This is a genomic window from Brevundimonas sp. Leaf280, assembly GCF_001422455.1.
Classification (GTDB): domain Bacteria; phylum Pseudomonadota; class Alphaproteobacteria; order Caulobacterales; family Caulobacteraceae; genus Brevundimonas.
Genome location: NZ_LMNC01000002.1, coordinates 502156 through 512964, shown reverse-complemented (window position 1 = coordinate 512964; position 10809 = coordinate 502156). Strand labels below are relative to the sequence as shown.

The following is a 10809-nucleotide window of genomic DNA, read 5'->3' as shown; positions in this document are numbered from 1 at the left end:
CGGGCGGGTCGGAGCAGCGATCCCCGATCCCCGGTGCGGCCGAGTATCCCCCTCGACCCTGCGACGCGACTGCGGACGCCGGGGCGATTCCCCGACCGATCAGCCCCGGCGCCGCGATGGGATTTCACCATCGCCCCCGTTCCCTCCGCTCCCGCCGCCGCAAGGTCGCAGGCCAGGCGAGCCCTCCATGCGACGAGACGGGGGTATTATGGGGCCGTTTGACCCCCGGGATGGGAGACGGGGCAGATATTTCGGCAAGCGATTGGATTCGCTGACAACGGACCAGCGGCATTGCGATGGCTGAGCATCGTCTCCTCCCCATTCATTGGGAGGTGGCGCGGCGCGCCTTCGCGCCGTGACGGAGGGGCTCTTCAGCGCATCGCAGGCGTTTGTGAGACGTCAAGAACCCCTCCACCGCTTTGCGGTCCCCCTCCCCATTGCATGGGGAGGAGACATTAAGCTTCTCGCGTTGCCCGATTCCGCGTGGGCGGGTAGAGCGTTCGGCTTCTCCCGCCCAGCCGAAGTTTCAGACCATGCACGACATCAGAGCCATTCGCGAGAACCCCCAGGTTTACGTGGCGGGCTGGTCGTCGCGCGGGGTGGATGATGCACAGAAGGTGGTGGACGATATCCGAGAGCTGGATGCCAAACTGCGTCACGCCCAGACGACGGGGCAGGACGCCTTGGCCAAGCGCAATGCCGCCTCCAAGCTGATCGGCGCCGCCATGGGGCGCAAGGACATGGCAGAGGCGGATCGCCTCAAGGCCGAGGTCGAGGCGCTTAAAGGCGATATCGCGGCGGCGGCCGAGGTTGAGGCGCGCGTCGGCAAGGAGCTGCGCGACCTGCTGGCGGCGCAGAAGAACCTGGCGGCCGAGGATGTGCCGGACGGCGAGGACGAGGCGGGCAATGTCGAGGTCTCGACCTGGGGCGAGCCGCGTCGCACCGGTCCTGCCAAGGACCACGCCGACCTGGGCGAGGCCCTGGGCATGCTGGACTTCGAGGCGGCGGCGAAGATGTCGGGCGCGCGATTCTCGGTGCTGAAGGGGCAACTGGCGCGGCTGGAACGGGCCGTGGGCCAGTTCATGCTGGATATGCAGACGGACCAGCACGGCTATCTGGAGGTGAACCCGCCATATCTGGTGCGCGATGAGGCGATGTTCGGCACAGGGCAGTTGCCCAAGTTCGAGAATGACCTGTTCTTCGCGTCGAGTTTAATTGAGGGCGATTTCCATCGTCGTTGGAGCGAAACAGGCGAAGCTGATTTTTCGCTTTTGACCGACGATTTTCTCGTCAACGCAGACAGCTTGATGGTGTCCCATCCAGACGAAGGCGGCGTCCGTTTTCATCTGGCTGATGGAGAAGGGACGGCAGGGGATTTAGCTAAAGCTTTGCGGCCTCGCATGATTGCTAAGCGCCACTTCCTCATCCCCACAGCCGAGGTCTCCCTGACCAATCTCGTGCGCGAAACCATCTTGTCCGAGGACGAACTGGCGACGCCGATGCGGATGACGGCATTGACGCCGTGCTTCCGGGCTGAGGCCGGGTCGGCGGGGCGCGATACGCGCGGGCTGATTCGCCAGCACCAGTTCTCCAAGGTCGAGATGGTGTCGATCGCGCGGCCGGAGGACAGCGACGCCGAGCATGAGCGGATGACGGCCTGCGCCGAGGCGGTGCTGAAGGCGCTAGAGCTGCCGTTCCGGCGGATGCTGCTGTGCAAGGGCGACATGGGCTTTTCGGCGCAGAAGACCTTCGACCTGGAGGTCTGGCTGCCCAGCCAGGGGACCTATCGCGAGATCAGCAGCTGCTCGAACTGCGGGGACTTCCAGGCGCGGCGCATGGATGCGCGGTTCAAGCGCGCCGGCGAGAAGAAGACGGAGTTCGTCCATACGCTGAACGGCTCGGGCCTGGCGGTCGGCCGGACGCTGGTGGCGATCATGGAAAACTATCAGCAGGACGACGGGCGGATCGCCGTGCCGGCGGTGTTGCAGCCCTATATGGGCGGTCTGCAGGTCGTGGGCGGCTGATGCGTATTCTTCTGACCAATGACGACGGGATCGAGGCGGAAGGCCTGGAGTGCCTTGAGCGGATTGCGCGCACGCTGAGCGACGACGTGTGGGTGTGCGCGCCCGCCGTCGAGCAGTCGGGCAAGGGGCGGGGGATCACCCTGACCGAACCGCTGCGGGTGCTGAACCTGGGCGAGAAGCGGTTCGCGGTGACGGGCACGCCGACCGACTGTGTCGTGCTGGCGGTCAATGACCTGATGCCGGAGAAGCCCGATCTGGTGCTGTCGGGCGTCAATCGCGGGCACAACATCGGCGAGGACGTCAGCTATTCCGGCACGGTGGCGGGCGCGCTGCAAGGGATGGCGTTCGGCATCCGCTCCATCGCCCTGAGCCAAAGCCTGGAGCGGTTCCACGACGAGGTCGTGGCGCATTGGGAGACGGCCGAGGCGTTCGCGCCGGCAATCATCAGCCGCCTGCTGGACCAGAAATGGGCGCCGGGCGTGGTGATGAACCTGAACTTCCCCAACCGTCCGCCCGAAGCGGTCGATCAGGTCGAGGTGACGACCCAGGGCTTCCGCAACGTCGGCGAGATGCACGCGGTGCGGCGCACCGACCTGCGCGGACGGGACTATTACTGGATGAGTTTCCGAGGACAAAAGCAGGAACATGCCGAGGGCACGGACCTGCGGGCCATCGAGGAGGGGCGGATCTCGGTCACACCGCTGCATATCGACCTGACGCACATGACCAGCGTGCATGACCTGAAGAAGGTGCTGGGCGGGGCGCCGCCAAAGAGCGTGGCGACCGCCGCATGAATCTGCACGACGACCGGGCCGGGCGGCTGATCCTGTCGCTGCGGCAGCAGGGGGTCACGGACCCGCGCGTGCTGAAGGCGATGGAGAGCATCGACCGGGCGGTCTTCGTCCACGAGAAATTTCTGGATCAGGCGTGGGAGGATCAGGCCCTGCCGATCGACTGCGCCCAGACGATCAGCCAGCCCTATATCGTCGGCCTGATGACCCAGGCGCTGGAGGTGCAGGCGCGGCACCGGGTTTTGGAGATCGGCACAGGCAGCGGATATCAGTGCGCGGTGCTGAGCCGGCTTGCGCGCTATGTCTATTCGGTGGAGCGGTATCGCAGCCTTCTGGTCGAGGCGGAAGCCCGACTGCGGGTGCTGAAGATCGAGAACGTCATCACCAAGCACGGCGACGGCGGCCTGGGCTGGGCCGAACAGGCGCCGTTCGACCGGATCATGGTCACCGCCGCCTCGCCGACCGAGCCGACCGAACTGCTGAAACAGCTGAAGCCAAACGGGGTGCTGGTCGCGCCTGTGGGACGCACGTCGGTGCAGATGCTGCATCGCTACGTCGGACAGGGCGACGGATCCTTCCACCGCGAAAGCCTGACGGAAGTGCGTTTCGTTCCACTGGTCGAGGGGACGGCGAAGGAAGGTTAGGGGCGTAAATGGTGACTCGTGAGTCGTGATTCCGAGTGTGCGAACGCCATTCACGATTCACGAGTCACCCCTTACGACCTCACTCGCCCCAATTCCGTGCGGTTTGCGGGGTTGGCTTATGGGGCGCGAGCGGGCACACCGGGCGGGCGAGTTTAACCACGAATGGGAGCAGCCGGTGGCGATGATTTCGGGCTGGATGAGAGCGGCTCTGGTCGCGGGGGCGGCGTTGAGCACGGCGGCCTGCATCAGCTATCCTTCGGAGCCGCGCTATTCGACGCATGCGAACCCGGCGCCGGCCTATGGTCCGGGGCAGGGCGCCTATCCGCAGCAGCCGACCTATCCGAACGCCGGCCAGAATTCGAACCAGCCCTATCGACCGGCCCCCTATGAATCGCCGCCGCCCGCGACGGCGCCGATCGGTCAGGTGGACGGCGGAGCCTTGCCGCCGACGGTCAATGTCGGTCCGAGCCAACCGACCTATCAGCCTCCGGCGTCGCAGCCGCCCGCCTATACGCCGCCATCCTATCCATCGTCGTCGGCCCCCGTGCGGCCGGGCGCGGCCTATGTGATCCAACCGGGCGACACGATCTCGGGCGTCGGGCGGCGGTTCCAGACGCCGGTGCAGACTTTGATCGACCTGAACGGCCTGGGGCCGCGCGGGGCGATAACGACGGGCCAGCGAATCATCCTGCCTGAAGCGGCGGTGGATACCGGCCGCGATCCCTACGCGACCGGCGCCTCGCCCGTCGGCGTGTTGGTGCCCAACAACGGCGCCGTGCCGCCGCCCCCGCCGCCGCCCTCGGGCAATGCGGCTCTGCCGGTCCAGACGCGCCCTGTCGAACAGGCCAACGCCGCCGACGCCGCTGCCGGTCAGCCGAACCTGCTGTGGCCCGTGCGCGGCGACATCGTGCGGCGTTTCGGCCCGGTCGGCATGGGCGAGCGCAACAACGGCGTCAACATCGGGGCCTCGGCCGGCGCGACGGTCAGCGCCTCTGCGGCAGGGCGCGTGGCCTATGTCGGCAGCGATCTGGTGGGGCAGGGGCTGACGGTGCTGATCGTGCACGCCAACGGCTGGCGCACGGTCTATAGCCATCTGGGTTCGGCGATGGTCAAGGATGGCGACGACGTTCGCGCGGGCCAGCAGATCGGCACCGTGGGTCTGACGGCCGGCGACGGACGCCCCTCGATCCACTTCGAGACCCGTCAGATGCGCGGCGACGATCCGGTCGCCGTCGATCCTTTGACAGTGTTGCCCAGGTAGCGCTTTCGCCGCGTTGCAATCTGCGAGGCGCGGCCCTAGGTTCCGCGCCTCGTTTTAATGGGGGCTCCGACGAGGGCTACCCTTCTATGTTCGGAGACGACCCATGGGCGCTGAAGGCGGCTTGACGGCGCAGTTGATCGGGTTTGCGCCCATCATCGGTATTTTTATCCTGTTTTACTTCCTGCTGATCCGTCCGCAGCAGAAGCGCGCCAAGGAACACGCGACCGCCATCGCCGCCGTCAAGCGTGGCGACACGGTCGTCCTGGGCAGCGGCATGATCGGCAAGGTCACCCGCGTCGAAGAGGCCGAGGTCAACGTCGAGATCGCGCCCAGCGTCAATGTGCGCGTGGTCAAGGCCATGATCGCCGAGGTGCGCAACCGCACCGCCATCGCCGCCAACGATTCCAAGGCCTGATACGCTCGCGTATCCGCCGATACCTGGACCGCCCTCATGATTCAGCTGTCGCGCTGGAAAGTCATTCTCGTCGTCGTCGCGGCCGTTCTCGGCTGTCTGCTGGCGTTCCCTAACCTGTTGTCGGATCAGCAACGCGAGGCGCTGCCCGGCTTCATGCCCAAGAACAAGCTGAACCTGGGGCTGGACCTTCAGGGCGGTTCGTATCTGCTGCTGGAAGTCGATGTGCCGGCGATGCGCGAAAAGCGTGTCACCAATCTGATCGAAGACGTTCGGGTCACGCTGAACGGCGCGGGCGTCGCCACCAACGGCTTCCAGCGTGAAGCCGGCGGCGTGGTCGTCACCCTGGCCAATCCGGTCCAGGGCGATGCCGCGTTCAAGGCGCTGCAGCAACTGGGCGGTCAGGTCGGACCGGGTGGGCAGGCCGAGCGCACCGCGACCCGCCTGGGCGATAACCGCATCCGCTTCGCCTATACCGACACCGCGCTGAACGGCATGGGCGCGACGGCCGTGGACCAGTCGATCGAGGTGGTGCGTCGCCGGATCGACAGCCTGGGCACGCGCGAACCCTCCATCACCCGCCAGGGCGCAGACCGGATCGTGGTCCAGGCGCCGGGCGAGAGCGATCCGAGCAAGCTTGAAGAAGTCATTGGCCAGACGGCGCAGCTGACCTTCCAGATGGTCGACGTCGAGAACTCGGTTCAGGACGCCCTGGCCGGCCGTGTGCCGCCCGATTCCGAACTGCTGCAAGGCGAGGACGGCACGCCCTATCTGGTCAAGAAGCGCGTGCTGGTGTCGGGCGAGAACCTGACCCGTGCCGGCGTCGGTTCGGACCAGAGCGGCCGCCCGGCCATCGACTTCCGCTTCGACGGCGCCGGCGCGCGGCGCTTCGGCGAAGCCACCGCCGCCAACCTTCAGAAGCCCTTCGCCATCATCCTGGACGGCAAGGTCATTTCGGCCCCGACGATCCAGAGCGCGATTACCTCGGGCTCGGGCCAGATCACCGGCAACTTCTCGATCCAGGAAGCGGCGACGCTGGTGAATTTGCTGAACGGGGGCGCCCTGCCGGCGCCGCTGAACGTCGAGGAGCGCCGCACCGTCACCGCCGAACTGGGTGCGGATGCGGTCGCCGCAGGCGCCCTGTCGACCGCCGTCGGTTTCGCCATCATCGTGCTGTTCATGATCCTGGCCTACGGTCTGCTGTTTGGCGGCGTGTCGGTGGTCGGCCTGGTGCTGAACGGCGTGCTGATCGTGGCGGCCATGTCGTTGACCCAGGCGACGCTGACCTTGCCCGGCATCGCCGGTCTGATCCTGACCTTCGCGGTCGCGGTGGACGCCAACGTGCTGATCTACGAACGGATGCGCGACGAGGCCCGTGCGGGGCGCAGCGTCATCGCCTCTATGGACGCCGGCTTCAACAAGGCCATGGGCACGATCATTGATGCCAACCTGACCACCTTGGTCGCGGCGGGCATCATGTTCGTGTTCGGCGAGGGCCCGGTTCGCGGGTTCGCCTGGACCCTGACCATCGGTGTGTTCACCTCGGTCTTCTCGTCGGTCCTGGTCGCCCAGGTCCTGCTCGGCTACTGGCTCAAGACGGCCAAGCCCAAAAAACTGCCGATCGCGGAGTGATGGCGATGCGTGGATGGCCCCTCATCAAACTGCTGCCGCAGAAGACGAACTTCCACTTCGTCAAATATGCGCGGTTCGCCGGCGTTCTGTCTGTGATCCTGTGCATCGCGGCGATCGTCTCCTGCTTCTATCCCGGCCTGAACATGGGCATCGACTTCCGGGGCGGCGCCTCGATGGAAGTGTCCAAGCCGGCGGGTCAGACGATCGAGCTGGATCGGGTCCGCGAGGCCGTGAACGGCCTGAACCTGGGCGACGTTCAGGTCCAGGGCATCGCGCGCCGCGACACCAATGTCGATGACGGCTCGACCGCCATTCTTCGCTTCCAGGTGCCGGAAGGCCGCGATCAGACCCAGGTCGTCAATCAGGTCGAGGGCGCCATCAGCGGCGCGGTCGGTCAGGTCAACTATTCGGGCGTCAGCGTCGTCGGCTCCAAGGTGTCGGGCGAGCTGTTCACCTCGGGCCTGTTGGCTCTGGGCGTCGCGATCGGCCTGATGTTCCTCTACATCTGGTTCCGGTTCGAGCCGCAGTTCGGTTTCGGCGCCGTGGTCGGCCTGCTGCACGACGTGATCCTGACGTTCGGGCTGATCGTGCTGTTCAAGCTGGAGTTCAGCCTGAACATGGTCGCCGCCGTCCTGACCGTCATCGGCTATTCGATGAACGACACCGTCGTCGTGTTCGACCGCCTTCGCGAGAACCTGCGCAAGTACAAGACCATGCCGCTGCGCGACGTGATCGACCTGTCGCTGAACGAGACCCTGTCGCGGACCATCATCACCGGCGTGACCGCCGTCATGGTGCTGGCGGCCCTGGCCATCTTCGGCGGCGAGGCCCTGTTCGGCTTCTCCATCGCCCTGATGTTCGGCATCATCATCGGCACCTATTCGTCGATCTATGTCGGCGCGCCGATCATCCTTCTGTGGGGCGTCAAGCGCGGCGCTCTGGCTGACGACGCCAAGCCTGTGAAGCTGGGCATGGCCAGCCGGCCATAGGTCGAGCGCCATCGTCGAAAGTTGGGCCGTCCCGTCATCGCCGGGGCGGCCCTTTTCCTTGGACGGCGTCCGTGCAAGGCTGAGCCTATGAAAGCGCTTGTCTATACCGCCGCAGCCCTTGCCCTGATCGGTGTCCTGACCGGTGGGCTGTCCGCCTGCACCGACAGCAAGCGGGCGCGCAACGACGCCACCTGGGGCGACAAGCCGGCGGACATCACCTGCTGGACTTATGGGGTAGAGAACTTCAAGGGACGCTCGACTGGCAAGGTCGAATATGACGACGGCGGCCGGATCTCGTTCGTCGACGCGTCGAACAACCGCTACACCACCATCGATGGCGATTGCCGCGTGGTCTATATGCAGCCCAGCAAATAGGGCCGGACGGCGGGCGGAGGCCTGAACCTCCGCCTTGAGTCGATCAGCGCAGCGAGGCCGTAAAGCGCTGGATGCGAGTGCAGGCTTCTTCCAGCACGGCGTCCGAGGTGGCGTAGCTGATGCGGAAATAGGGGCTGAGGCCGAAAGCCTCGCCCTGGACGACGGCGACGCCCTCGGCGTTCAGCAGTTCGGCGGCAAAGGTGGAATCGCCGTCGATGGCGACGCCCGTCTCCGTCGTCTTCCCGATCAGTCCGGCGATGGACGGATAGACGTAGAAGGCGCCCTCGGGCGTGGCGCAGGTGATGCCAGCCGCCTGGTTGAGCATCGACACGACCAGATCGCGGCGCTTTTCGAAGGCGGCCTTGCGCTCAGGGATGAAGTCCTGCGGGCCGTTCAGCGCCTCGACGGCCGCCCACTGGCTGATGCTGGATGGGTTGGACGTGGTCTGGCTGGCCACCTTGCGCATCAGGTCGATCAGAGGCTTGGGCCCGCCGGCGTAGCCGATGCGCCAGCCGGTCATGGCGTAGGCCTTGGATACGCCGTTGACCGTCAGTGTACGGTCGATCAGGTCCGGCGCCACCTGGGCGATGGTGGTGTATTCGAAGTCGCCATAGACGAGGTGCTCGTACATGTCGTCTGTCAGCACCCACACGTGGGGGTGACGACGTAGGACCTCGGCCAAGGCTTCAAGCTCGGCGCGGGTGTAGGCGGCGCCGGTGGGGTTGGACGGGCTGTTCAGGATCAGCCACTTGGTGCGGGGCGTGATCGCGGCCTCCAGCACAGCGGGCAGCAACTTGAAGCCGTCCTTCTCCTCGCCGATCACGGTGACAGGCTCGCCGCCGGCCAGCAGCACCATATCAGGATAGCTGACCCAGTAGGGGGCGGGCACGATGACTTCGTCGCCGGGATTCAGCGTCGCGACCAGGGCGTTGAAGATGACGGGCTTGCCGCCCGGCGCGACGTGGATGTTGGCGGCTGTATAGTCGAGATCGTTCTCGCGCTTGAACTTGGCCACGATGGCCGCCTTCAACTCGGGCATGCCGTCGGCGTCGGTGTATTTGGTCTCGCCGCGGTTGATCGCGTCGATCGCGGCCTGTTTGATGTTGTCAGGCGTATCGAAGTCCGGCTCGCCGGCGCCCAGGCCGATCACGTCGCGGCCTTCGGCTTTAAGCTTCCGGGCCTGCGCGGTGACGGCGATGGTGGCCGAGGGCTTGACGCGGGCGAGGGCGGAAGATTGCAGGCTGGACATGAACTATCCCGTGGTTTTGGAAGTTTTTGCCGGGGAGGCGGGGTTGTTTACGCGGCGTCGCCCCTCGGGACAATGCGCTGATGCTCGCTAATGCCGAGATGGGATGATAAGCGGCGGCTCTGATGCGCTGGATCATCGATTTTCTGTCGAACATGGAGGCGCGTCGCTGGCGCGCCGTGCTGGCGACGGCCCTGCTGCTGGGCGCGATGATCGCCCTGTTCGCTGTGGGCAAGAGCCAACTGGGGCTGGAGGCCGAGGGGCGGCTGGAAGACTGGCTGGCCGGATTCCGTCAGGGACCTTGGGGCCTTGTCGCCGCCATCGTGGTGTTTACGGCCTCGGCCTTTTTCGGCGCACCGCAATTCATCCTGATCGCCGCCTGCGTCGTGGCGTTCGGACCGTGGTTCGGCTTCCTCTACAGCTGGATCGCGACGGTCGTGTCTGCAGGCGTGACCTATTGGCTGGGACGCGGACCCACGGCGCGGCTGCTGGCGCGGCACGGCGGCAAGACGGTCGGACGGCTGACGCGGTTCGTCGGCAAGAACGCCTTCTACGCCAGCTTCATGATCCGCAACGTACCGTCGGCGCCGTTCATCGTCGTGAACATGGCGTTCGGGGCGGCGAGGGCGTCGTTCCCGGGCTTTCTGGCGGGGTGCGCGCTGGGGGTATTGCCGAAGACCGCGCTGGTCGCCTTCTTTGGCGGATCCTTCATGACGGCGGTCAGCGGCGACGGGATCTGGACCTCGGCCATATTGGCTGGCGTGGCGCTGGCTTGGCTGGCGCTGATGCTGTTGGTGCGTGAACTGGTCAAGCGGCGCGAGATCGCGCGCGGCGACTGAGGGAATTTGCTTAGCTTGCTATTTAGACTCCGTTCATCCACAGGTTGCATGATGGCTTGTGGGAGGCATCGCTATGGATGTCGAGGTTCTAAAAGTGCAGCACGGCCGGATCATACGATTGGCCAGCGCCTTGGGCGGGACCGCCGCCGTTCTTAAAACATCGGATGATGCGACACGCGCCCGCGAGTTGATGCGTGCGCTGAATACGGCTCTGACCGAGCATCTCGCGATCGAGGACGGCGAACTTTATCCAGTCCTGATGCGGTCCCAAGATCATTCGGTTCGCGACCTAGCGCAGCATTATGTTGAGGACATGGGGGCGCTGAGCGGCGTTTGGGCGCACTATTTCGAAGAGTGGTCGCAGGCCCGCATTCTGACGGATCGGGAGCGTTTCGCTTCTGTAACCAAGGGGTTGATCGGCGCCTTGGCGCATCGGGTCGCTCGAGAGGAGGACACGCTGTATCCCACGATGGAGGCGGCGGACGCCTTGGCTGTCGTTCCGCAGCGCGACGGCAGGCCGACATCCTGAAGCCGGTGTCCACAGGCGTAGTGCCTCGATAGCCCTCTCCATATGACGACACTGTCATCGGGGCTTG

11 protein-coding genes are annotated in these 10809 nt (G+C 65.7%); 10 read left to right on the top strand and 1 reads right to left on the bottom strand.

Annotated features, from left to right (window positions below; genetic code table 11):
- Window positions 1–533: 533 nt before the first annotated feature.
- The 8 genes from serS to ASF31_RS06080 all read left to right on the top strand — a co-directional run bounded on the left by serS (window position 534) and on the right by ASF31_RS06080 (window position 8128).
- Window positions 534–2024, top strand: coding sequence for a serine--tRNA ligase (gene serS / locus ASF31_RS06115; RefSeq protein WP_055753800.1), 1491 nt, complete (start codon window positions 534–536; stop codon window positions 2022–2024).
- The gene (gene surE, locus ASF31_RS06110; protein WP_055753799.1) at window positions 2024–2818 is read left to right on the top strand and encodes a 5'/3'-nucleotidase SurE; all 795 of its coding nucleotides are present in this window, start codon (window positions 2024–2026) and stop codon (window positions 2816–2818) included. Before serS ends, surE begins: the two co-directional genes overlap by 1 nt.
- On the top strand, window positions 2815–3459 hold the full coding sequence (locus tag ASF31_RS06105; RefSeq protein WP_045810751.1) for a protein-L-isoaspartate(D-aspartate) O-methyltransferase: 645 nt from the start codon (window positions 2815–2817) through the stop codon (window positions 3457–3459). The genes surE and ASF31_RS06105 overlap by 4 nt, the downstream gene beginning before the upstream one ends.
- Before the next feature lie 181 nt (window positions 3460–3640).
- Window positions 3641–4720, top strand: coding sequence for a peptidoglycan DD-metalloendopeptidase family protein (locus ASF31_RS06100; RefSeq protein WP_055753798.1), 1080 nt, complete (start codon window positions 3641–3643; stop codon window positions 4718–4720).
- A 103-nt stretch (window positions 4721–4823) separates the two neighbouring features.
- Window positions 4824–5135, top strand: a complete 312-nt coding sequence (yajC, locus tag ASF31_RS06095) for a preprotein translocase subunit YajC (RefSeq protein ID WP_017504795.1) — start codon at window positions 4824–4826, stop codon at window positions 5133–5135.
- Between the two features lie 36 nt (window positions 5136–5171).
- Window positions 5172–6764, top strand: a complete 1593-nt coding sequence (gene secD, locus ASF31_RS06090; RefSeq protein WP_055753797.1) for a protein translocase subunit SecD — start codon at window positions 5172–5174, stop codon at window positions 6762–6764.
- Window positions 6764–7753: a protein translocase subunit SecF gene (secF, locus tag ASF31_RS06085; protein ID WP_055753796.1), complete on the top strand. Its 990-nt coding sequence runs from the start codon at window positions 6764–6766 to the stop codon at window positions 7751–7753. Before secD ends, secF begins: the two co-directional genes overlap by 1 nt.
- 87 nt (window positions 7754–7840) lie before the next feature.
- Window positions 7841–8128 (top strand): hypothetical protein, encoded by a 288-nt coding sequence (locus tag ASF31_RS06080; protein WP_055753795.1) that lies wholly within the window; start codon window positions 7841–7843, stop codon window positions 8126–8128.
- A 43-nt stretch (window positions 8129–8171) separates the two neighbouring features.
- On the opposite strand, the gene ASF31_RS06075 is transcribed toward ASF31_RS06080, so the two are convergent.
- Window positions 8172–9377: a pyridoxal phosphate-dependent aminotransferase gene (locus ASF31_RS06075; protein ID WP_055753794.1), complete on the bottom strand. Its 1206-nt coding sequence runs from the start codon at window positions 9375–9377 to the stop codon at window positions 8172–8174.
- A 122-nt stretch (window positions 9378–9499) separates the two neighbouring features.
- Between ASF31_RS06075 and ASF31_RS06070 the strand changes: the two genes are divergently transcribed.
- Together ASF31_RS06070 and ASF31_RS06065 are read left to right on the top strand one after the other, a co-directional pair.
- On the top strand, window positions 9500–10213 hold the full coding sequence (locus ASF31_RS06070) for a TVP38/TMEM64 family protein (RefSeq protein ID WP_055753793.1): 714 nt from the start codon (window positions 9500–9502) through the stop codon (window positions 10211–10213).
- A gap of 58 nt (window positions 10214–10271) precedes the next feature.
- A complete protein-coding gene (locus ASF31_RS06065) occupies window positions 10272–10742 on the top strand; it encodes a hemerythrin domain-containing protein (RefSeq protein WP_235551262.1) in 471 nt (156 codons plus the stop codon).
- The last annotated feature ends 67 nt before the right edge of the window (window positions 10743–10809 follow it).

Excerpts from the sequence above, each read along its gene's own strand:
- serS (WP_055753800.1), top strand. The coding sequence starts at position 534 with ATGCACGACATCAGAGCCATTCGCGAGAACCCCCAGGTTTACGTGGCG.
- surE (WP_055753799.1), top strand. The coding sequence starts at position 2,024 with ATGCGTATTCTTCTGACCAATGACGACGGGATCGAGGCGGAAGGCCTG.
- ASF31_RS06105 (WP_045810751.1), top strand. The coding sequence starts at position 2,815 with ATGAATCTGCACGACGACCGGGCCGGGCGGCTGATCCTGTCGCTGCGG.
- ASF31_RS06100 (WP_055753798.1), top strand. The coding sequence starts at position 3,641 with ATGATTTCGGGCTGGATGAGAGCGGCTCTGGTCGCGGGGGCGGCGTTG.
- yajC (WP_017504795.1), top strand. The coding sequence starts at position 4,824 with ATGGGCGCTGAAGGCGGCTTGACGGCGCAGTTGATCGGGTTTGCGCCC.
- secD (WP_055753797.1), top strand. The coding sequence starts at position 5,172 with ATGATTCAGCTGTCGCGCTGGAAAGTCATTCTCGTCGTCGTCGCGGCC.
- secF (WP_055753796.1), top strand. The coding sequence starts at position 6,764 with ATGGCGATGCGTGGATGGCCCCTCATCAAACTGCTGCCGCAGAAGACG.
- ASF31_RS06080 (WP_055753795.1), top strand. The coding sequence starts at position 7,841 with ATGAAAGCGCTTGTCTATACCGCCGCAGCCCTTGCCCTGATCGGTGTC.
- ASF31_RS06075 (WP_055753794.1), bottom strand. The coding sequence starts at position 9,377 with ATGTCCAGCCTGCAATCTTCCGCCCTCGCCCGCGTCAAGCCCTCGGCC.
- ASF31_RS06070 (WP_055753793.1), top strand. The coding sequence starts at position 9,500 with ATGCGCTGGATCATCGATTTTCTGTCGAACATGGAGGCGCGTCGCTGG.